Source organism: Segeticoccus sp. (assembly GCF_035708005.1).
Window position 1 is genome coordinate 51,340 of record NZ_DASSTI010000030.1, and the last position, 21,797, is coordinate 73,136.

Consider the following 21,797-nt stretch of genomic DNA (forward strand, 5'->3'; position numbering starts at 1 on the left):
CGAAGGGACCATGGACCTCATCGACGTTCTCTCCAATGCCGTACGGGGCATGCTCGGGCCCGAGGCGGCCATCTACGCCCTGGCCGCCGTCGGCCTCAACGTGCACTTCGGCTACACCGGGCTGCTCAACTTCGGTCAGGTCGCGTTCATGATGGTGGGTGCCTACGGCGTGGCGGTGAGCGTCGCGACGTTCGGGTGGCCGCTGTGGGCCGGGGTCCTGCTCGGGATCGCCTGTGCCGTGGTGCTGGCCCTCGTCCTCGGGATCCCCACCCTGCGGCTGCGCGGTGACTACCTCGCGATCGCCACGATCGCCGCGGGGGAGGTGCTGCGCTACTTCTACCGCTCGGAGTACGCCCAGCCGGTGACCGGCGGGGTCTACGGCCTGCGCCAGTTCGCGGACTCCTTCTTCGCCGCAAGCCCGATCGCCCCAGGGCGCTACGGATTCGGCCCGTTCCAGTTCGACTCCCGGTCCCTGTGGGTGATGCTGGTGGGCTGGACGATGGTCGCACTGGCCTGCTTGTTGGTCCACCTGCTCGTGCACAGCCCGTGGGGGCGAGTGCTGCGGTCGGTGCGCGAGGACGAGCTCGCAGCGCGCAGTCTCGGCAAGAACGTCTACGGTTTCAAGCTCCAGAGCCTCGTGCTGGGCGGTGTCCTCGGCTCGCTCGCGGGGGCGCTGCTGGCGATCAACGTGCAGTCGGTGCAACCCGACAGCTACAACCCGGTGGTCACCTTCTACCTCTACGCCATCGTCATCCTGGGCGGGGCCAGCCGGGTCCTCGGTCCGGTGCTCGGCTCGGTGATCTTCTGGTTCGTCGTGACCTTCCTCGACGCCATCCTGCGACAGGCCACCGGCGGCGGCTTCATCCCCTCCTCGATCCTCGACGGGTCCGACGTCGGGGCCGTCCGGTTCGCCTTCGTGGGACTGGTCCTCATCGTCCTGATGGTGTTCCGACCGGCCGGAATCTTGGGGAACCGCAAGGAGATGCGCCTCGATGTCCGCTGACGCACCCGCAGACCGGCCGATCCGGCACGAGTCTGGTCGCCGCCTGGCACCGCCGAGCCTGGCCGGCGTGCCCCCGGAGCCGGGCGTCGCCAAGCCGGACCCGATTCTCGTGGCGGACCACGTGTCCCGCCGCTTCGGGGGGCTGCGTGCCGTCGACGTGGACCACCTCGAGGTGCAGCGCGGCACGATCACGGCTCTCATCGGTCCCAACGGCGCCGGCAAGTCGACCTTCTTCAACCTGGTCTCCGGCTTCGACAAGGCGGACACCGGCACGTGGAGCTTCGAGGGCAGGCCGCTGCAGGGGATGTCCGCCAACCGGATCGCTCGAGTGGGCATGGTCCGCACCTTCCAGCTCACCAAGGCACTGATGCGCCTCACGACCCTGGAGAACGTGATGCTGGGCGCCACCGACCAGGTGGGTGAGCGGTTCCTCCCGGCGATCCTGCGGCCGTTGTGGCGTTCCCAGGAACGCGAGATCGAGGCGCGAGCCGACGAGCTACTGGAGCGCTTCAAGCTCACCCACATGCGCGACGAGTTCGCGGGCACGATGTCCGGCGGCCAGCGCAAGCTGCTGGAGATGGCCCGGGCGATGATGGTCCAGCCGTCGATGATCATGCTCGACGAGCCCATGGCGGGCGTGAATCCCGCCCTGACGCAGTCGCTGCTGGGGCACATCGAACGCCTCCGCGACGAAGGCACCACCATCGTCCTCGTCGAACACGACATGGACGTCGTCATGGGGGTGAGCGACTGGGTCATCTGCTTCGCGGAGGGACGCGTCATCGCCGAGGGCTGCCCGCAGGACATCGGCACGAACGACGCCGTGATCGACGCCTACCTGGGCAGCCGCCGCTCCCTGCCCCACGAGCCAGAGGAGACGACTCGATGAACGAACAGACCGCGCTGCTGCGCTCCGAGCAGCTGGTGGGTGGCTACCTCCCGGAGGTCGACATCCTGCAGGGCTGCAGCGTGCACGTCGGCAAGGGCGAGCTGGTCGGCATCATCGGCCCCAACGGGGCCGGCAAGTCGACCCTCATCAAGGCGATGTTCGGCCTCGTCCCGATCCGAGGTGGCCGCGTCCTGCTCGAGGACGACGACATCACGGCACTGCCCGCTCACGCGATGGTGAGCCGGGGGCTCGGCTACGTCCCCCAGAACAACAACGTCTTTCCCTCGCTCACGATCCGCGAGAACCTCGAGATGGGGATGTTCCTGCGCCCCAAGGACTTCCAGCGCCGCCATGCGGCCGTCACGGAGCTGTTCCCCCTCCTCGACCAGCGGAGCGCCCAGAAGTGCGGGTCACTCTCCGGCGGCGAACGGCAGGTCGTGGCGATGGGGCGGGCGCTCATGACAGACCCTCGGGTGCTCTTCCTCGACGAGCCGTCCGCGGGCTTGTCCCCCCTCATGCAGGACACGGTGTTCGAGTCGGTTCGCACCATCAACGAGTCGGGGGTCTCGATCCTCATGGTGGAGCAGAACGCGCGGCGCTGCCTCGAGATCTGCCACCGCGGTTACGTGCTCGACCAGGGCCGGGATGCCTACACCGGGACGGGAGCGGCGCTGCTGCACGACCCCAAGGTGATCGAGCTGTACCTGGGCACGCTCGCCCGCGTGGGCTAGACGAGTAGCGCCGACCCGCGAGGGGCCCGACCGCCTGATCGTGGTCGGGCCCGCCGCGGGTCAACGTCGTGCTGCGGCCCCCTCACTCGACAGGGGCGGCCTCTCGGGTGTCGAGCGTCTTCAGCTTGCCGTCCTTGTAGCTGTAGACCTCGATCGTCGCCTTGCCCGGTTCCCCGGCATCCACGAAGTCGAGCGGACCGCTGGCACCGTCGTAGTCGATGTCCTTGCCAGCATCGAGCAGCTTCTTGCAGTCCGCGAAGCTGTTGCACTTCTCGCCGTCCTTGGTGACCGCGACCATCTGCTCCTTGAACGAGGCGGCATCGGTGGACTTCGCCGCCTCCGCTGCCAGGGCGATCACGTTGACGCAGTCGTAAACCTGCGGTGCGAACTGCAGCTCCTCCAGATCCGGCGCGAACGCCTTGAGATTCTTGGTGAAGGCGGGGTTGTCCGCCGACGCCGGTGCGGTGCCCTTCATCCCGTCGAGCGCTTGGGGGTTCTTGGCGTTCACCAGCTTGGGCAGGTCCTCGCTGCGCAGGCCGTCAGCGCCGTAGATCCCGACCTTGTCCGGGGTCAGGCCCTTCTCCATGAGGCCCTTGATGATCTGCTTGCCCTCCTCGAAGGCGACCACCACCACGGCGTCGGGCTTCTGCGCGACGACCTTGGCTACCGTCGCGTTGAAGTTGGTGGCCTTCGGGTCGTAGGACTCGTTGAGAACCACCGAGGCACCGCTGGACTCCAGCGACTTCGCCGTGGCGTCCGCCAGTCCCTTCCCGTAGTCGTCAGCACGCGCGACGATCGCCACCTTGCTGTGGCCGTCGCCGGTGATCACGTCGGCGAGAACAGGGCCCTGCAGCGCGTCGGACGGAGCCGTGCGGAAGTAGTAGCCGCCGTCCTTGTAGTCGGTGAAGGTGGGGGCGGTGTTGGAGCCCGAGCACTGCACGACCCCGGCGCCGGTGATCTTGTCGATGATCGCCAGTGACATGCCGGAGGCGGCGGCACCGATGACCGCATCCACGCCCTCATTGAGGACGCGGTCCGCCGACTGCGACGCGATCGCCTGGTCACCCGCCTCGTCACCTCCGACGACCGCGGGGATCGGGGAGCCCAGGACCCCACCACTCTTGTTGATCTCACTGACCGCGTACTTCATGGCCTGGATCTGGGGTGGGCCGAGATAGGCGAGGTCACCGGTCTCCGGCAGCACATAGCCCAGCTTCAGGGGCTCCGCCTTGGCATTACCTCCTCCGGCACCTCCCGACGAGCCCTCGGCGGAGGCGCCACCGTTGTCACTGCTTCCGCAGGCTGCACCGAGCAGCATGACCCCCGTGACCACCGCGATCGTCTTGAACCGCATGGCTTGACGCATTCCCTACTCCTTCGGGCAAGGGAGGCCCGAACTGCCGAGCTGCGTCGGCCAGGGTGGATCGGGCCACTGGTCCCACGGACAGTAATGGACTGTCACGCGGAACAGCAGTGGTGTGGCCGACCTGTTATCACTCCGTGTCAGTAGGGGGTTCCGCGAGCACGAGCTCCGCGACCTCCTTCATGCCGAGGCGGCGGTCCATGGCGGTCTTCTGGATCCACCGGAACGCCTCGGCCTCGCTGACGTGCAGCCGGTCCATGAGGGCGCCCTTCGCCCGGTCGACCAGCGTGCGTGTCCGGAGCCGGTCGTCGAGGTCGGTGACCTCCCCCTCCAGCGTCCGGAGCTCGGCCCACCGTGAGCGGGCGATCTCGATGGCCGGCGTGAGGTCGTTGGCGCTGAACGGTTTGACCACATAGGCGAGCACGCCTGCATCCCGGGCGCGTTCGACGAGCTCCCGGTCGCTGAACGCGGTCAGCATGACGACCGGCGCGAGGCGGGCGGCGCCGATCTGCTCCGCAGCACTGATCCCGTCGAGCACGGGCATCTTGACGTCCATGACGACCAGGTCGGGGCGGAGCTCCTGGGCGAGCTGCACGGCACGTTCGCCGTTGCTCGCCTCCCCGACGACGTCGTAGCCGCACTCCCCCAGCATCTCGACGAGGTCGAGCCGGATGACGGCCTCGTCCTCGGCGACGAGCACCCGCACCGGCTGCGCGACCTCGGTGCTCACTGGTCCAGACCTCCCCGGTGCGAGCGCCCCGTGCGTGGTGCCGAAGGCGGGACTTGAACCCGCACGCCCTGTCGGGCAGAGCATTTTGAGTGCTCCGTGTCTGCCATTCCACCACTTCGGCCAGCGGGCGTCAGCATACCTGCCGGGTGGCGGTGCCCGCGCGAGTGCGTGCCCGCACTCACCGGCGGAAGTCCCCGTATGCCGGAGCCACCTTGTTGCGCGCGTCACCGATGCGGTGCACCCGCAGGGCATTGGTCGATCCGGGGATGCCGGGTGGGGAGCCTGCCACGATGACGACCACGTCCCCCTCCCGGCAGCGGCCGCCGTCGATGAGCGTCTCGTCGACCTGGATGGCCATCTCGTCGGTGTGCCGGCAGGGCGGCACGCAGAAGGTCTCGACCCCCCAGCTGAGCGCGAGCTGCGAGCGGGTGGCCTGCAGCGGGGTGAAGGCCAGCATGGGGATCTCGGGGCGTAGCCGGGACATCCGCTTGGCCGTGTCCCCGGACTGGGTGAAGGTGACGAGGTACTTCACGTGCAGCAGGTCGCCGATCTCGGCGGCCGCGCGGGTCACGGCACCGCCCATGGTGTGCGGCATCGTCCCGAGCGGGTCGACCCGCTCGAGGCCGTGCTCCTCGGTGCTCGCGATGATGCGGGCCATGGTCTGCACCGCCTGGATGGGATAGGCCCCGACGCTCGTCTCTCCCGACAGCATGATCGCGTCGGACCCGTCGAGCACGGCGTTGGCGCAGTCGCTCGCCTCGGCCCGCGTCGGTCGCGCGTTGGTCACCATCGACTCGAGCACCTGGGTCGCCACGATGACGGGCTTGGCGTTGCGCCGCGCGAGCTCGATCGCGCGCTTCTGGACCAGGGGCACGTCCTCGAGCGGCATCTCGACGCCGAGGTCGCCGCGGGCGACCATGATCGCGTCGAACGCATCGACGATCTCCTGGAGGTTCTCGACCGCCTGCGGCTTCTCGATCTTGGCGATGACCGGCAGCCGCACGCCTTCCTCGTCCATGATCCGGTGCACCGACTCGACGTCCTGTGCGGAGCGCACGAAGGACAGCGCGATCATGTCGGCCTGCAGGTGCAGCGCCCACCTCAGGTCAGCCTCGTCCTTCTCGGACAGCGCCGGGACGCTGACGGCCACGCCGGGCAGGTTGATGCCCTTGTGATCCGAGACGCTCCCACCCACCTTGACCTCGGTGACCACGTCGGTGTCGCTGACCTCCACCGCCGTCAGGACCACCTTGCCGTCGTCGATGAGCAGGGTGTCGCCGACCGACACGTCGCCGGGGAGGCCGGCGTAGGTGGTGCCGACGCGCTTGCGGTCCCCCTCGACGTCGTCGGTGGTGATGGTGAAGCGGTCGCCCGGCGCGAGCGTGACCGGTCCCTCGGCGAACGAGCCGGTGCGGATCTTCGGGCCCTGCAAGTCCACCAGCACCCCGACGGCGTGGCCCGTCCGGTCACTGGCCCGGCGCACGTCGAGGTAGACCTTCTCGTGGTCCTCGTGGCTCCCGTGCGACAGGTTGAGCCGGGCCACGTCCATGCCCGCCTCGACGAGACGGACCACCATGTCCGGTCCGGAGGTCGCAGGTCCGAGGGTGCAGACGATCTTCGCTCGACGCATGGTCCTCACCCTATTGCGGCCGTTCGACCGCCCGGCAGACCGCTCAGGCCCGGGGGCCCCGCGCCGTCTCGGCGCAGAGCACGACGTGGGGTGGGTCATGCCGTGAGGGGTCGGTCGGTCGGCCGGACCGGCGCGGGGAGCCGGGAGCCACCCTGCAGCCAGGTGTCGACCGCCGCAGCGACCGAACGTCCCTCGGCGATGGCCCAGACGATCAGCGACTGGCCGCGTCCGGCATCGCCGGCCACGAACACCCCGGGCACGCTGGTGAGGAACTGCTCGTCGCGCGACACGTTGCCGCGCTCGTCCCGCTCCACGCCCAGCTGCTCGAGCAGTCCCCCGGGCTGGGGCCCGACGAAGCCCATCGCGAGCAGCACGAGCTGCGCGGGCAGCTCCCGCTCGCTGCCCGGCACCGGGGCGATGCCATCTGGACCAGACGTGACCTCGACCAGCCGCAGTCCGCGGACGCATCCCTCACCGTCGCCGACGATCTCGGTGGTGCTCACGGCATACACCCGCTCGCCGCCCTCCTCGTGCGCGCTGGCGACCCGGAACAGAGCCGGGTAGGTGGGCCACGGCTGGTGCGCGGCCCGTTGGTCCCCGGGCCGGGGCAGGATCTCGAGGGAGGTCACCGACCGCGCCCCCTGCCGGTGGGCGGTGCCGATGCAGTCGGCACCGGTGTCGCCGCCGCCGATGACGACCACGTCCTTGCCCTCGGCGGAGGGCGCACCCTCGACCGGGTGGCCGAGCGCCGCCCGGTTGGCCGGGGGGAGGTAGTCCATCGCCTGGACGACCCCGTCGAGCTCCCGTCCGGGGACCGGCAGGTCCCGCGGCACGGTGGAGCCCACGGCGAGCACGACCGCGTCGTAGCGGCGGCGCAGCTCCGCACCGGTGAGCTCGGCCCCGACGTCCACGTTGCACCGGAACCGGGTGCCCTCGGCGCGCATCTGCTCCAGCCGCCGGTCGAGCACCGCCTTCTCCAGCTTGAACTCCGGGATACCGTAGCGGAGCAGGCCACCGGGCCGGTCGTCCCGCTCGTACACCGCGACCGTGTGCCCGGCCCTGGTCAGCTGCTGGGCGGCGGCAAGCCCGGCGGGGCCGGAGCCGACCACGGCCACCGTCTTGCCGGTGAGCCGGTCCGGCGGCTGGGGCAGGATCCGCCCAGCGGCCCGGGCGCGGTCGGCGATGGTCACCTCGACCTGCTTGATGGTGACCGCCGGCTCGCTGATGCCGAGGACACACGCGGTCTCGCACGGCGCCGGACAGAGCCGGCCGGTGAACTCCGGGAAGTTGTTGGTGGCGTGCAGCCGCTCGATGGCGGCCGTCCACTCCCCGCGTCGAGCCAGGTCGTTCCACTCCGGGATGAGGTTCCCCAGCGGGCACCCGCTGTGGCAGAACGGAATCCCGCAGTCCATGCAGCGTCCCGCCTGGCGCTGCAGCTGGGCCACCTCCTGCTCCTCGTAGACCTCGCGCCAGTCCTTCAGGCGCACCGGGATCGGCCGGCGCGCCGGCAGCTCCCGGTCACGGACCTTCAGGAAGCCTCGGGGGTCAGCCATGGGACACCTCCAGGATCTGCTGCCACGTCTGTTCTCCGTCGGGGTCGAGGCCCCGCGTCGTGGCCTCGGCACGGATGTCAAGGACCCGCTGGAACGCCCGGGGCAGCACGAGCGTGAACCGCGTGCGTGCCTCGTCCCAGCCCGCCAGCAGCCGGGAGGCCACCGGCGAGGCGGTCCACTGCACGTGCCGGGACAGCAGGCCGTGCACGACGTCCTCGTCCTCGGTGGACAGCGGCAGCAGGTCGACCAGTTCGGGGTTGACCCGTTCGGGGACGAGGTCGAGCACGTAGGCACGGCCACCCGACATGCCTGCGGCGAAGTTGCGGCCGGTCGCCCCGAGCACCAGGACCGTGCCGCCGGTCATGTACTCGCAGCCGTGGTCACCCACGCCCTCGACGACCGCGGTGGCACCGGAGTTGCGCACGCAGAACCGCTCACCGACGGCCCCACGCAGGAAGAGCTCCCCGCTGGTGGCGCCGTAGCCGATCACGTTGCCCGCGATGACGTTCAGCTCACCGGACAGGGCCGCCTCGCGCACCGGTCGCACGGCGACCCGGCCGCCGGAGAGGCCCTTGCCGACGTAGTCGTTGGCGTCGCCGAGCAGGCGCAGCGTGATGCCGGCCGGCAGGAACGCGCCCAGCGACTGCCCCGCCGTGCCGGTCATGGTGACGTCGATCGTGCCGTCGGGCAGTCCCTGGGGGTGCCGCTTGGTCACCTCGTGCCCGAGCATGGTCCCCACCGAGCGGTGGACGTTGCGCACCGCCAGCTCGATCGCCGTCGGCTCTGCGTCCTCGAGGGCGCGACGGGCACGGGAGATGAGCGTCTGGTCGAGCACCTTGTCCAGCCCGTGGTCCTGCTCGGTGGTATGCCGTCGTGCACCTCCCGGGGGCGGGTCCACCTGGGTGAGGATCGGCGCCAGGTCCAGTCCGCTGGCCTTCCAGTGGTCGACGGCGGCCCGGGTGTCGAGGGCATCCACGCGGCCCACGGCCTCGTCGAGCGACCGGAACCCGAGCGCGGCGAGGTGCTCACGCACCTCCTCGGCGATGAACTCGAAGAACGTCTCGACGAACTCAGGGCGTCCGGTGAAGCGGGCGCGCAGCTCGGGGTTCTGCGTGGCGATCCCCACCGGGCACGTGTCCAGGTGGCAGACCCGCATCATGACGCAGCCGCTGACGACGAGCGGTGCGGTGGCGAAACCGAACTCCTCGGCCCCCAGCAGGGCGGCGATGACGACGTCGCGACCGGTCTTCAGCTGCCCGTCGGCCTGCACGACGATGCGGTCCCGCAGCCCGTTCAGCAGCAGCGTCTGCTGGGCCTCGGCCAACCCGAGCTCCCACGGCGCGCCGGCGTGCTTCAGCGAGGTGAGCGGTGAGGCGCCGGTGCCGCCGTCGTGGCCGGAGATGAGCACCACGTCGGCGTGCGCCTTGCTGACGCCGGCAGCGACGGTGCCGACTCCCACCTCGGCGACCAGCTTGACGTGGATCCGCGCCGCGGGGTTGGCGTTCTTGAGGTCCTGGATCAGCTGGGCCAGGTCCTCGATCGAGTAGATGTCGTGGTGCGGCGGCGGGGAAATCAGGCCCACCCCAGCGGTGGCGTGCCGGGTGCGCGCGACCCACGGGTAGACCTTGTGCCCCGGCAGCTGGCCACCCTCACCGGGCTTGGCGCCCTGGGCCATCTTGATCTGGATGTCGTCGGCCTGGGTCAGGTAGAGACTCGTGACGCCGAACCGCCCGGAGGCAACCTGCTTGATCGCCGAGCGGCGCTCGGGGTCCAGCAACCGCTCCTCGTCCTCGCCGCCCTCGCCGGTGTTGGAGCGGGCCCCGAGCCGGTTCATCGCGATGGCCAGCGTCTCGTGGGCCTCCTGGCTGATCGAGCCGTAGCTCATCGCCCCGGTCGAGAAGCGCCGGACGATCTCGCTGACCGGCTCGACCTCCTCCAGTGGCACGGGGGGCCGCTCGCCCACCCGCAGCTGGAACAGTCCCCGCAGCGTCATCAGGCGCCGGGACTGCTCGTCCACCCGGCCCGTGTACTGCCGGAAGATGTCATAGCGGCGTTGCCGGGTGGAGTGCTGCAGCCGGAAGACGGTCTCCGGGTCGAAGAGGTGCTCCTCGCCCTCCCTGCGCCACTGGTACTCCCCGCCGACGTCCAGGGTCCGGTGCGGGGCTCGGGTGCCGTCCGGCGGGTACGCCAACGTGTGCCGTGCCGCGACCTCGGCGGCGATGACGTCGAGCCCGACGCCGCCGAGTCGGGAGACCGTGCCGCTGAAGTAGGCGTCGACCAGCTCCTGGGCGAGACCGATGGCCTCGAACACCTGCGCACCGCGGTAGGAGGCCACCGTGGAGATGCCCATCTTGGACATCACCTTGAGCACGCCCTTGCCGAGTGCCTTGATGAGGTTGCGGACCGCCTGCTCGGCGGAGACGCCCTCGAGGTCGCCGGCACGCACCAGCTGCTCGACGGACTCCATGGCCAGGTAGGGGTTGATCGCCGCCGCGCCGTAGCCGATGAGGAGCGCCACGTGGTGCACCTCGCGGACGTCACCCGCCTCCACGATCAGGCCCACCCTGGTGCGGGTCTGCTCGCGGATGAGGTGGTGGTGGACCGCGGCGCACAGCAGCAGCGACGGGATGGGGGCGTGGTCCCGGTCGGAGTCGCGGTCGGAGAGCACGACGAACTGGGCGCCGTCGGCGATCGCCCGGGACACGTCGGCGCAGATGTCCCGCAGCCGTCGTTCGAGCGCGGCGGCGCCGCCGTCCACCTCGTACAGGCCGCGGACGACGTGCGTGGCGAACTCGGGCAGGTCGTCGTCGGCGTTGATGTGGACGATCTTGGCCAGCTCGTCGTTGTCGATCACCGGGAACGGCAGCATGACCTGCCGGCAGTGCTCGGGGGTGGCCTCGAGGGCGTTGCCCTCCGGCCCCACGGACGTCCCGAGCGCCGTCACCAGCTCCTCGCGGATCGCGTCGAGCGGCGGGTTGGTCACCTGGGCGAACATCTGGGTGAAGTAGTCGAACAGCAGCCGGGGACGCTCCGAGAGCACCGCGATCGGGGTGTCGGTCCCCATCGACCCCAGCGGCTCCCCGCCGCTGGCCGCCATCGGGCGCAGCAGCACCCGCAGCTCCTCGCTGGTGTAGCCGAAGGTCTGCTGGCGCCGGGTGACCGAGGAGGGGGTGTGCACGACGTGCTCACGCTCGGGCAGGTCGGCCAGCTCGATCAGGCCCTCGCGCAGCCACTCCTGGTAGGGGTGCTCGGCGGCGAGCGAGGCCTTGACCTCCTCGTCGCTGACGAGCCGGCCGTGTCCGGTGTCGACGAGGAACATGCGCCCCGGCTGCAGCCGTCCCCGCCGCACGACGTGCGCGGGGTCGAGGTCCAGGACACCGGCCTCGGAGGCGAGGATGACCAGGCCGTCGTCCGTGACGGCATACCGTCCGGGACGCAGGCCGTTGCGGTCGAGCACCGCTCCGACCACGGTGCCGTCGGTGAAGGTGACGCAGGCCGGGCCGTCCCACGGCTCCATGAACAGCGAGTGGTACTCGTAGAAGGCGCGCCGGGCCGGGTCCATCTCGGTGTGGTTCTCCCACGCCTCCGGCACCATCATGAGCACCGCGTGCGGCAGGGACCGCCCGCCCAGGTGCAGCAGCTCCAGCGCCTCGTCGAAGGAGGTGGAGTCGGACGCCCCGGGGGTGAGCACCGGGAAGGTCCGCGACAGGTCACCCGGGATGGCGTCGCTCGCCAGCAGCGACTCGCGGGCGTGCATCCAGTTGCGGTTGCCCTTGACGGTGTTGATCTCGCCGTTGTGGGCGATCAGCCGGTAGGGGTGAGCCAGCGGCCAGGCCGGGAAGGTGTTGGTGGAGAAGCGCGAGTGGACCAGCGCCAGCTCGGTGGCGAACCGCGGGTCGGACAGGTCCGGGTAGAACGGCTCGAGCTGGGCGGTGGTGAGCATGCCCTTGTAGACCAGGGTGCGGCAGGACAGCGACGGGAAGTAGACCTCGAGGTCGCGCTCGGCCTGCTTGCGCAGGCACCACGTGCGCCGCTCCAGCGCCAGGCCGGACTCCCCGGCGCGGCCGGCCAGGAACAGCTGCCGGAAGGTGGGCATCACGGCACGGGCCGGTGCCCCGATCATCCGTGGGTCGACCGGGACGTCCCGCCAGCCCAGGACCTCGAGGCCCTCGACGTCGGCGAGCGCCTCAACCTGCTGCTGGACCTGCGCGGCGACCTCCGGCTCGGCCGGCAGGAAGGCGGTGCCCACGGCATACCGGCCCTTGTCGGGCAGCGCGAACGGCACCTGCCCGCGCAGGAAGGCGTCGGGCACCTGGGTGAGAATGCCCGCGCCGTCACCGACGGTGGAGTCCGCTCCGGTGGCGCCGCGGTGCTCGAGGTTGCGCAGCGCGGTGAGTGCGTGGTCGACGACGTCGTGGCCGGGGGTACCGCGCAGGGTGGCGACCAAGGCGAGACCGCAGGCGTCGTGCTCGAAGGCGGGGTCGTAGAGACCGTTCGCGGAGGGGAGGCCGAGCGACATCGGGGGCACCGTCCTTGCTGTCTCGAGGGGGACTCGGGACCGCATGGACGCCATCGGCCAGCGGATGGTCGGCAGCCTACCCCTGGTGCTCACCCTTCGGAACGGCTGCGCCCGTATGCCGAGACGTCGCCGGCGTGTCGTCGGTCACCTCCCGGCCGCGTCGCCCGTCGGGGTGGCGCCGGCCGAACCACAGGAACAGCCCGACTCCGAGGAGGAAGACGAGCATGCAGGTCCACACGTTGATCCGCAGGCCCAGCACGTGGGTGGCGGTGTCGGTGCGCATCAGCTCGATGAACACGCGGCCGACCGGGTAGAGCATGACGTACAGCGCCATGGCCCGCCCCTGGCCGAGCCGGACGCGGCGGTCGACCAGCACGATCAGCAGGGCGATGAGCAGGCACCAGATCGACTCGTAGAGGAAGGTCGGCTGGAAGTAGCCGAGCACGGTGGAGCTCGTGCCGGGGCAGGTCACCGCGTGGCCGGCCGACTGGTTCCAGCAGTGGATCTCCAGTGCCCACGGCACGTCGGTGCGGTGGCCGTAGAGCTCGTTGTTGAACCAGTTGCCCCACCGGCCGAGGGCCTGGGCGATGAGCACGCCCGGGACGCAGGCGTCGGCGAAGTCCAGGAAGGCCACGCCGCGTCGGCGGCAGCCGATCCAGGCGCCGAGGGCGCCGAGGGCGATGGCGCCCCAGATCCCGAGGCCGCCGTGCCAGATCTTCAGGGCGTCGATCGGGTGGCCGCCGGGGCCGAAGTACGGCTGGTAGGTAGTGATGACGTGGTACAGCCGGCCACCGACGATCCCGAACGGCACCGCCCACATGGCGATGTCGAGGACCTCCCCGCCGGTGCCCCCGCGGTCGAGCAGCCGCCGCTGGGCGATCCAGCAGGCGACGAGGATGCCCGCGAGGATGCACAGCGCGTAGGCGCGGATCGGCAGGTCACCGATCCACCAGACGCCCTGGTTGGGGCTGGGCAGGCTGCTGATCACTTCTTGGCGGCTGCCTCGAGGACCTGGTCGAGCTGCTGGGGCTGGCTCAGGATGGTGTTCAGCTGCTGGGTGCTGAGCTCGTGGCCGTCGACCTTGACGGTCGGGGTGCTCCGGATGCCCGCCTTGTCACCGGCGACCTGCACGGCCTGCACGTACTTGGAGTACGTCTGGTTGTTCACGCACTTCTCGAAGGTGGAGTAGGCCTGCCCGCTGATGCCGGCGTCCTTGCCGAACTGCAGCAGCTGCTGGTCGGTGTAGCCGGCGCCCTCCTGCGTGGGCTGGTGGGCGAAGACCGTGGAGTGGTACGCCTCGAACTTGCCGGCGTCGGACGCGCACAGCGAGGCGTTGGCGGCCCGCTTGGAGGAGTCGTTGCCGAGGTTGCTGTCCAGGAAGCTCAGCGGGTGCACGACGAGCTTGATCTTCCCCTGGTCGGCGAGCGTGTTGAAGCGCTGCCCGGCGGCGTCCTCGAGGTGCTTGCAGAAGGGGCACTGGAAGTCCTCCCACAGGTCCACCGTGGGGGCGCCGGCCTGCAGCTTGCCACCCGGCACGACGACTCCGCCGCCGTTCGGCAGGGCGTGCGCCGGCAGGGAGCCGCCGCCGGAGGCGCCGTTGCTGCTCTGGTTGTTCACGATGACGGCGACCACGGCGGCGATGATGATGACCACCACCACGACGGCGCCGATGATCACCTTGGAGGGGCCCTCCTTGGGCCGGGCGGCCTTCAGCTTCGCGGACGCATCAGGGCGGGGCATGGGTCAGGTCTCCTCAGGCACAGGTCGGACGACGGTGGGGGAACGGGACGTGCGGAACGGATGGGATCGGGTCACGGGAACAGCCGCTGGTCGAGTCCGAGGAAGGTGCGGGCCCGCCAGACGACCCATGCGGCACAGATGAGCAGCCCCGTGTCCCGCAGGATCTCCCGCAGGTAGTGGGTCTCACCGGGCTTGATGGTCCCCCCGCCGCCGAAGCACCCGCAGTCGATGCTGATGCCGCGGGCCCAGACCGAGGCGATCCCGATGATGAAGGCGACCATGAGCAGCCCTCCGACGACGGCCGCCGCGCGGGTGAACAGGCCGATGATCAGCAGCACCCCGACGAGGATCTCCACCACCGGCAGCACGGTGCCCACGAGGTGCGCGACCGAGTAGGACGGCATCAGCTGGTAGCCCAGCACGGCGCGGACGGAGGACTGCAGGTCGGTGATCTTGCTGGCGCCGGCCCAGACCAGGACGACCCCGAGGATGAGTCGGGCGACGAGGCCGACGACGTCGAGGATGGTGGTCAGTCGCTCGCGGTGGGCGCCGGGAAGCAGCGGGTCGTGATGGCGGGATCCGGTGTCCGAGGCACCCACGTGCGAGGAGGTCATGGCTGTGGTGCTCCTTCCGGCGCCGACACGCTGACGGGCGTGGAGGCCGGGCCCCGGCCGTCGCGCACCCCCGCTGCCAGCTCCGTGCACAGCGTCGCGAGTCGGTCGCGCCCCTCCTCCGCGGAGTCGGCGTCGGCGAGGCACCGCACGAGGGCCGAGCCGACGATGACTCCGTCTGCGAAACGGGCAACCTGCGCCGCCTGTTCCCGAGTCGACACGCCGAGCCCGACACAGACCGGTGTGTCGGTCACCCGACGGGTCCGCGTCACCAGCGTCTCGGCCGCATCGCCGACGGAGGCGCGCGCGCCGGTGACGCCCATGGTGGAGGCGGCGTAGACGAAGCCGCGGCAGGCCGCCGTGGTCGAGACCAGGCGGTCGTCGGTCGAGCTCGGGGCCACCAGGAAGATCCGGTCGAGGCCGTGCCGCTCGGCGGCCTCGATCCACTCTCCCGCCTCGTCCGGGATCAGGTCGGGGGTGATCAGTCCGGACCCGCCCGCGGCGGCCAGTTCCTCGGCGAAGCGGTCGACACCGTGGTGCAGGATCGGGTTCCAGTAGCTCATCACGACTGCGGCGCCGCCGGCCTCCGTGACCGCCCGCGCCGCGGTGAAGACGTCACGCAGCCGGCTGCCGCCCGCGAGCGCGACGTCGGCGGCGTGCTGGATCACGGGCCCGTCCATGAGCGGGTCGGTGTAGGGCACGCCGATCTCGACGATGTCCACGCCGTGGCGCACCAAGGTCTGCATGGCTGCGACCGAGTCGTCCACGGTGGGGAAGCCCACCGGGAGGTAGCCGATCAGCGCGGCTCGCCCCTCCGCGCGGGTGCGCTCCAGGACCGGTCCGACCCCGCTGTTCCGTCTCGCGGCTCCTGCGACGTCGCCGCTGTTCCGTCTCGCGGCTCCTGCGACGTCGCCGCTGTTCCGTCTCGCGGCTCCTACGACCTCCCTGCTCACTGTTCCACCCCCGGCTCGTCGCCCGCCGGTGTCTCGTCGGTGCTGTCCGGCGTCGCGGTGGGGGCCGTGGCTGCCCCGTCGTCGCCGAGCAGCCCGAACCACCGGGCCGCCGTGTCGACGTCCTTGTCACCGCGCCCGGACAGGTTGACGAGGAGCAGACCCTCGGGCCCGAGCTCCTGGCCGATCTTCATGGCGCCCGCCAGGGCGTGCGCGCTCTCGATCGCCGGCATGATCCCCTCCGTGCGGCACAGCAGCGAGAAGGCCTCCATGGCCTCGTCGTCGGTGATCGGGTAGTACTCCGCCCGTCCGGTCTCCTTGAGGTAGGCGTGCTCGGGGCCGACGCTGGGGTAGTCCAGCCCGGCCGAGACCGAGTGCGACTCCAGCGTCTGGCCCTCGTCGTCCTGCAGCAGGTAGGTGAAGGCCCCGTGCAGCACGCCCGGCGTCCCGGTGCTGAACCGGGCCGCGTGCCGGCCGGAGGCGATGCCCTCGCCCCCGGCCTCCAGGCCGATCAGCCGCACCGAGGAGTCGTCGATGAACCGGTGGAAGATCCCCATGGCGTTGGAGCCGCCGCCGACGCAGGCACACACGGCGTCGGGCAGCCGGCCCACGAGGTCGAGGACCTGGGCCCGCGCCTCGACGCCGATGATCCGGTGGAAGTCACGCACCATCTCGGGGAACGGGTGCGGGCCGGTGACGGTCCCGAGCAGGTAGTGGGTGTGGTCGACGTTGGTGACCCAGTCGCGCATCGCCTCGTTGATGGCGTCCTTGAGGGTGGCGCTGCCGTGCGCCACGGGCACGACCTCGGCGCCGAGCAGGCGCATCCGGGCGACGTTCAGCGCCTGCCGCTCGGTGTCCTTCTTGCCCATGTAGACCGTGCACTCGAGGCCGAGCAGCGCCGCCGCCGTCGCCGTGGCCACGCCGTGCTGGCCGGCGCCGGTCTCGGCGATGACCCGCCGCTTGCCCATCCGTTGGGTGAGCAGCGCCTGGCCCAGCACGTTGTTGATCTTGTGCGAGCCGGTGTGGTTGAGGTCCTCACGCTTGAGCAGCACCCGGCCGCCGCCCGCGTGCCGGGCGAACCGCGGCACCTCGGTCAGCAGGCTGGGCCGGCCGGTGTACGTGGCGTGCAGCCGCGCGAGCTCCCCCTGGAACCCGGGGTCGACCTGCGCCTTGCGGCGCGCCTCGTCGAGCTCCTCGAGGGCCGCGACGAGCGCCTCGGGGACGAACCGCCCGCCGTACGAGCCGAACCTCCCCGGGCGCTGGGTTCCGCGGGCAGGTGTCGTGTCGGTCATCAGGCTCCCTGGTGGCGAAGTGCGGGGTGCGCTCCGGCGGCGACGAGGTCGGCGACCGCCTCGCGCGGGGTGCCACCGGTCACCAGGCTCTCCCCGACGAGGACGGCGTCGGCGCCCGCCCGGGCATACTCGAGCACGTCGTGCGGACCGCGCACGCCGGACTCGGCGACGCGCACGACGCCCGCCGGGACCTGCGGCGCCAGACGCGCAAAGGTGGTCCGGTCGACCTCGAGGGTCTTGAGGTTGCGGGCGTTCACGCCGATGACGCGGGCCCCCGCGTCGACCGCTCGCAGCAGCTCCTGCTCGTCGTGCACCTCGACGAGGGCCGTCATCCCGAGGGACTCGGCGCGCTCGCGCAGGCCCACGAGGGCGGGCTGGTCGAGGGCGGCGACGATGAGCAGCACGAGGTCGGCCCCGTGGGCGCGCGCCTCCCACAGCTGGTAGGGCGTGACGACGAAGTCCTTGCGCAGCAACGGGATGTCGACGGCCGCACGCACCGCGTCGAGGTCGGCGAGGCTGCCGCCGAACCGGCGCTGCTCGGTGAGGACGCTGATGGCCGTCGCCCCGCCGGCCGCGTAGTCGCTGGCGATCCCCGCGGGGTCGGCAATCATCGCCAGGGCACCCTTGCTGGGACTGGAGCGCTTCACCTCCGCGATGACCTTGACGCCTCCCGGTGCTTGGAGCGCCGCGTGGGCGTCGATCGCGCTGGGGGTGCGCGCCACGCGCTCCTTGAGCTCGCTCAGCGGGAGGCGGGCCTCGCGTGCGGCGAGGTCCTCGCGGACTCCGTCGATGATCTCGTCGAGGACAGTGGGCACGCTCGAAAGGTTAACCGGCGCCCTGCGCACCCCCGAAATCCGGTATGCCGGGCACGCGTCGCGGCGGTTCCGTCACCTCACGCGGGCGACAGCCAGGTCCACCCCGGGACGTTGCGCAGCACCCAGTAGGCCAGCACGGCACCCAGCACGGTCCAGAGCACCCAGGCCGGGGCCAACCAGCGACGCGGGCGCCCGGTGACCGACCGGTGCAGCCACAGTCCCCAGGTGATGAGGAGGTACGGCACGGCGACCAGGACCAGGGGGTTGCGCGCGAGCGCACCGGCGAGGTCGAGGTGCGCGAGGTCGTGGATCGCGCGCAGCGAGCCGCAGCCGGGGCAGTACCAGCCGGTGAGGAAGAGGAACGGGCAGGTCGGGTAGTGGCCGGCCTGGTTCGGGTCCACGGCGGCGAGGTAGCCGACGGCCGAGGCCGCCACGCCCGCCACCAGCGCGGGCAGACGCGCGCCGCGCCAGCCACCCGGTGCGTGGGTGGCCGGCGCGGCGGGTGCCGGGCTGGATGCGCCGTCGAGCGCGGGTCCGCGCTCGCGCGTGCGCGCCGGCGTCGTCATGGGAACAGTATCTCCGCCGGGAGCGATCAGGTCGTCTGCGCGTTCCGCGCGATGATGACGACGAAGACGACGTAGAGGATGGCCACGACCACACCCGCGACCGCCGCCCAGATGGCGAACTTCTTGGCCTTCTCGGACGACTCCTGGGCGCCGCGGACATCGCCGGCCTGCCACTTGGAGTTCACCTGCGCGGAGAAGACGATCGAGGCGATGCCGAGCGGCAGGCAGCACAGGATGGTCGTCAGGATCGCCCAGACCAGGTGGTTGGGCGGCGGCGCCCCCTGTGGCGGGCCGGGGTAGCCGTAACCTCCGGAGTTGCCCGGCGGTGGCGGAGGCGGCGGTGAGTTCTCGTAGGACATGGGCGGTCGGTCCCCCTCGGGTGAGTACGTGTTGGGCCGCGCGCCCCCTCGGCGCGCTGGGACCGAACCCTATCCGTTCAGCGGACCGCGGTGGTCCCTCGGGTGTGGCTGGGGTGGTGGACGCCGAAGCCGGCCATCTGCAGCACCTTGCCGGCGATGAGCCCGACCGCGACAAGACCGCACCCGATGAGGGCGAACACCAACGAGTCGAGGGCGATACCCACCGCGATGAGGGCGGCCGCCACCAGCAGGGTGGTCACCGCGGTCCACGCGGCGGTGCTGTGGCCGTGTCCGTGCTCTGCCATGGTCGTCCGTTCTCCTCTGTTTCGAGGCCGTGCTGCCTGCGCTGGGGGATGCTGCCTGGTGCTGCTCCCAGCCATTCTGTCAGGGGCCGTTGTGGTCCGGCCCGGCGGTCGGGTCCTCGCCCCTGCTCAGCCGGTCCCAGTCTGACTCCACCCGCCGCCTGGCCGGCGCAGCGCCACGCCCGGTGGGGGCGTCATACGTCGCGGAGAGCCCGCTCCAGCGGGAGCCGCCCACCAGGACGGCAAGGCCGGCGAGCCCCATCAGCACGCAGGCCGCCAAGGACAGCCAGGGCCACACCGTCGGGGCGCCGGCGGCGCTGAGGTGGCCGGTGCGACCGGTGCTGCTGGCCGCCAGGTCGCCCAGGGCCCGTCCCGGCTCGCCGAGCAGCTGCACGATGACGATCCCGCCGAGCACCGCGGCCAGGACGACCGCGAGGCCGGCGATCCACCGGACCACGCGCTTGCCCGTGGCCGCCGCGACGACGGCTGCGGCCCCGACGAGCGCCGCGCCCAGCACACCCTTGGCGACGTCGGTGCCCGTGCCGTGGAGCACCGTCGCGCCCAGCACCGGGTCCTGCACCCGTCCCTCGATCCAGGTCCGGGAACCACTGACGAGCAGGAAGGCCGCGGCGACCAGCCCGACCAGGAGGACGACGCGCTTGCTCAGGAACCGCTCCCTCACGGCGCCCGCAGCCCCGTCGCCGTGGCCACGGCACGCAGCGCCGCGGCGGCCTTGTTGACACTCTCCTCGAATTCCAGCTGCGGCACCGAGTCGGCCACGATCCCGCCACCGGCCTGCACGTACGCGACACCGTCGCGGATGAGCGCGGTGCGGATGGCGATCGCCATGTCGAGGTCGCCAGCGAAGTCGAGGTAGCCCACCACCCCGCCGTACAGCCCACGCCGGCTGGGTTCGAGCTCGTCGATGAGCGCCATCGCCCGCGGCTTCGGGGCGCCGGACAAGGTCCCGGCCGGGAAGGTCGCGGCGAGCACGTCGTAGGCGCTGCACTCGGGGCGCAGCTGCCCGACGACGGTCGACTCCAGGTGCATGATGTGGCTGTAGCGCCGGATCGTCATGAACTCCACGGTGTCCACGGTCCCGGCCGCGCAGACGCGCTGCAGGTCGTTGCGCGAGAGGTCCACCAGCATGACGTGCTCGGAGCGTTCCTTCGGGTCGGCCAGCAGCTCCTCCCCCGTCGCCACGTCCGCCTCGGGGGTCGCGCCGCGGGGACGGGAGCCGGCGATCGGGTGGGTGATGGCCCGCCGTCCAGTCACCTTGACGAGCGCCTCCGGGCTCGAGCCCACGACGTCGTATGCCGACCCGTCCGGTGCCGGCACGCGCAGCAGGTACATGTAGGGACTGGGGTTGGACGCGCGCAGGACCCGGTAGACGTCGAGGGCGTCGGCCGGGCAGGGCACCGAGAAGCGTTGCGAGAGCACGACCTGGAAGACCTCGCCGGCCCGGATCGCCTCCTTGCCGGCCTCCACCATCGCGTGGAACTGCTCGGGCGTGTGGTTGCTCTGCGGCTCCGGCACGGTCGGCTCGATCACGGCGACCGTGCTCGGTGCCGGCGCGAGCAGGTCCTGCGCCATGCGGTCGAGGCGGGCGACCGCGTCCTCCCAGGCCCAGGCCACGCGCTCGTCGGTCGCGTCGTAGTTCACCGCGTTCGCGACCAGCAGCAGGGACCCGTCGGCGTGGTCGAGCACGGCGAGGTCGGTCGCGAGCATCAGGCCGAGCTCGGGCAGCTTGAGCTCGTCGGGCGCTCCGTCGGGCACCTTCTCCCAGCGGCGCACGACGTCGTAGCCGATGACCCCGACCATTCCGCCGGTGAGCGGGGGCAGGCCGTCGATCCGTGGCGTGGCCAGCGTGGCCACGGTGTCCCGCAGCGCGGTCACCGGGTCGCCGTCGGTCGGCACCCCGACCGGTGGCTCGCCGATCCAGTGCGCCACGCCGTCCCGTTCGGTGAGCGTGGCGCGGCTGGCGGCGCCGACGATCGAGTAGCGCGACCAGACGCCGCCGTGCTCGGCGGACTCCAGCAGGAAGGTTCCGGGACGGTCCTGGGCCAGCTTGCGGTAGACGCCCACCGGGGTCTCGGCATCGGCGAGCAGGCGCCGCACCACGGGGATGACGCGGCGGTCCCGGGCCAGCTCGGTGAACGTCTCGAGCGGCGGCCAGGTGACGCCATACCGGAGGTCGGCGACCGGAGCGGAGGGTGACGTCACGAGCGTTCCCCCTGCACGACGGGCAGCTGGCGCTCGTCGAAGCAGCTGCGGGTGCCGGTGTGGCAGGCCGCACCGACCTGCTCCACCTCCAGCAGCACGGCGTCGCCGTCGCAGTCGAGGGCGGCGGAGCGGACGAGCTGGATGTGCCCCGACGTGTCGCCCTTGCGCCAGTACTCCCGGCGGCTGCGCGACCAGAACGTGACCCGGCCGGTGGTCAGCGTCCGGTGGAGGGCCTCGTCGTCCATCCACCCCACCATGAGCACCTCCCGGGTGTCCGCTGCCTGGACGACGGCGCAGACCAGGCCGTGCCCGTCGCGCTTGAGGCGGGCGGCGATGTCGGGGGCGAGGCCGGTCGTGGGCGCACTGGCGGGGGTCGCGGGCACGACGTCCATTGTGCCCACTGTCAGGATGGGGCCATGAGCCACACCGCCCGTGAGGAACGTCGCGCGCTGTGCGACACGCTCGTCGCCACCGGTCCGGGGGCCCCCACGCTGTGCGAGGGCTGGCTGACCCGCGACCTC

General features: G+C 71.4%; 20 protein-coding genes and 1 tRNA gene. 3 read left to right on the forward strand and 18 right to left on the reverse strand.

Going from position 1 to position 21,797, the window contains the following annotated elements; genetic code table 11:
* The first annotated feature begins 10 nt into the window (after positions 1 to 10).
* From VFL99_RS03415 to VFL99_RS03425, 3 genes are read left to right on the forward strand one after another with little or no spacing between them, the layout of a single operon-like run.
* Positions 11 to 1,003, forward strand: a complete 993-nt coding sequence (locus VFL99_RS03415) for a branched-chain amino acid ABC transporter permease (protein ID WP_325104925.1) — start codon at positions 11 to 13, stop codon at positions 1,001 to 1,003.
* Positions 993 to 1,892 (forward strand): ABC transporter ATP-binding protein, encoded by a 900-nt coding sequence (locus VFL99_RS03420; protein ID WP_325104926.1) that lies wholly within the window; start codon positions 993 to 995, stop codon positions 1,890 to 1,892. Before VFL99_RS03415 ends, VFL99_RS03420 begins: the two co-directional genes overlap by 11 nt.
* Positions 1,889 to 2,623 (forward strand): ABC transporter ATP-binding protein, encoded by a 735-nt coding sequence (locus tag VFL99_RS03425; protein WP_325104927.1) that lies wholly within the window; start codon positions 1,889 to 1,891, stop codon positions 2,621 to 2,623. Before VFL99_RS03420 ends, VFL99_RS03425 begins: the two co-directional genes overlap by 4 nt.
* A gap of 82 nt (positions 2,624 to 2,705) precedes the next feature.
* On the opposite strand, the gene VFL99_RS03430 is transcribed toward VFL99_RS03425, so the two are convergent.
* The 18 genes from VFL99_RS03430 to hisI form a co-directional block, all read right to left on the reverse strand.
* The gene (locus tag VFL99_RS03430; RefSeq protein WP_325104928.1) at positions 2,706 to 3,989 is read right to left on the reverse strand and encodes an ABC transporter substrate-binding protein; all 1,284 of its coding nucleotides are present in this window, start codon (positions 3,987 to 3,989) and stop codon (positions 2,706 to 2,708) included.
* A 127-nt stretch (positions 3,990 to 4,116) separates the two neighbouring features.
* On the reverse strand, positions 4,117 to 4,716 hold the full coding sequence (locus VFL99_RS03435) for an ANTAR domain-containing response regulator (RefSeq protein WP_325104929.1): 600 nt from the start codon (positions 4,714 to 4,716) through the stop codon (positions 4,117 to 4,119).
* Between the two features lie 35 nt (positions 4,717 to 4,751).
* Positions 4,752 to 4,837, reverse strand: a tRNA-Leu gene (locus VFL99_RS03440).
* 57 nt (positions 4,838 to 4,894) lie between these two features.
* A complete protein-coding gene (gene pyk, locus VFL99_RS03445; protein ID WP_325104930.1) occupies positions 4,895 to 6,346 on the reverse strand; it encodes a pyruvate kinase in 1,452 nt (483 codons plus the stop codon).
* Positions 6,347 to 6,441: 95 nt separating this feature from the next.
* Positions 6,442 to 7,899: a glutamate synthase subunit beta gene (locus VFL99_RS03450; protein ID WP_325104931.1), complete on the reverse strand. Its 1,458-nt coding sequence runs from the start codon at positions 7,897 to 7,899 to the stop codon at positions 6,442 to 6,444.
* Positions 7,892 to 12,418, reverse strand: coding sequence for a glutamate synthase large subunit (gene gltB / locus VFL99_RS03455; protein WP_325104932.1), 4,527 nt, complete (start codon positions 12,416 to 12,418; stop codon positions 7,892 to 7,894). The genes VFL99_RS03450 and gltB overlap by 8 nt, the downstream gene beginning before the upstream one ends.
* A 76-nt stretch (positions 12,419 to 12,494) precedes the next feature.
* Positions 12,495 to 13,406 (reverse strand): prolipoprotein diacylglyceryl transferase, encoded by a 912-nt coding sequence (gene lgt / locus VFL99_RS03460; RefSeq protein ID WP_325104933.1) that lies wholly within the window; start codon positions 13,404 to 13,406, stop codon positions 12,495 to 12,497.
* The gene (locus tag VFL99_RS03465; RefSeq protein ID WP_325104934.1) at positions 13,403 to 14,158 is read right to left on the reverse strand and encodes a DsbA family protein; all 756 of its coding nucleotides are present in this window, start codon (positions 14,156 to 14,158) and stop codon (positions 13,403 to 13,405) included. Before VFL99_RS03465 ends, lgt begins: the two co-directional genes overlap by 4 nt.
* A 71-nt stretch (positions 14,159 to 14,229) precedes the next feature.
* Entirely contained in the window at positions 14,230 to 14,772 is a 543-nt protein-coding gene (locus VFL99_RS03470; RefSeq protein WP_325104935.1) for a DoxX family protein, read from the reverse strand.
* Positions 14,769 to 15,602, reverse strand: a complete 834-nt coding sequence (gene trpA / locus VFL99_RS03475) for a tryptophan synthase subunit alpha (protein WP_325104945.1) — start codon at positions 15,600 to 15,602, stop codon at positions 14,769 to 14,771. The genes VFL99_RS03470 and trpA overlap by 4 nt, the downstream gene beginning before the upstream one ends.
* A gap of 116 nt (positions 15,603 to 15,718) precedes the next feature.
* Entirely contained in the window at positions 15,719 to 17,011 is a 1,293-nt protein-coding gene (trpB, locus tag VFL99_RS03480; RefSeq protein WP_325104936.1) for a tryptophan synthase subunit beta, read from the reverse strand.
* Positions 17,011 to 17,826 (reverse strand): indole-3-glycerol phosphate synthase TrpC, encoded by an 816-nt coding sequence (gene trpC / locus VFL99_RS03485; protein WP_325104937.1) that lies wholly within the window; start codon positions 17,824 to 17,826, stop codon positions 17,011 to 17,013. Before trpC ends, trpB begins: the two co-directional genes overlap by 1 nt.
* 77 nt (positions 17,827 to 17,903) lie before the next feature.
* A complete protein-coding gene (locus VFL99_RS03490) occupies positions 17,904 to 18,392 on the reverse strand; it encodes a DUF2752 domain-containing protein (RefSeq protein ID WP_325104938.1) in 489 nt (162 codons plus the stop codon).
* Positions 18,393 to 18,418: 26 nt separating this feature from the next.
* Positions 18,419 to 18,751 (reverse strand): CD225/dispanin family protein, encoded by a 333-nt coding sequence (locus VFL99_RS03495; protein ID WP_325104939.1) that lies wholly within the window; start codon positions 18,749 to 18,751, stop codon positions 18,419 to 18,421.
* A 77-nt stretch (positions 18,752 to 18,828) separates the two neighbouring features.
* Positions 18,829 to 19,056 (reverse strand): HGxxPAAW family protein, encoded by a 228-nt coding sequence (locus tag VFL99_RS03500; protein ID WP_325104940.1) that lies wholly within the window; start codon positions 19,054 to 19,056, stop codon positions 18,829 to 18,831.
* 79 nt (positions 19,057 to 19,135) lie between these two features.
* Entirely contained in the window at positions 19,136 to 19,735 is a 600-nt protein-coding gene (locus VFL99_RS03505; RefSeq protein WP_325104941.1) for a Trp biosynthesis-associated membrane protein, read from the reverse strand.
* The gene (locus VFL99_RS03510) at positions 19,732 to 21,276 is read right to left on the reverse strand and encodes an anthranilate synthase component I (protein ID WP_325104942.1); all 1,545 of its coding nucleotides are present in this window, start codon (positions 21,274 to 21,276) and stop codon (positions 19,732 to 19,734) included. Before VFL99_RS03510 ends, VFL99_RS03505 begins: the two co-directional genes overlap by 4 nt.
* A complete protein-coding gene (gene hisI, locus VFL99_RS03515) occupies positions 21,273 to 21,668 on the reverse strand; it encodes a phosphoribosyl-AMP cyclohydrolase (RefSeq protein ID WP_414713710.1) in 396 nt (131 codons plus the stop codon). The genes VFL99_RS03510 and hisI overlap by 4 nt, the downstream gene beginning before the upstream one ends.
* Between the last annotated feature and the right edge of the window lie 129 nt (positions 21,669 to 21,797).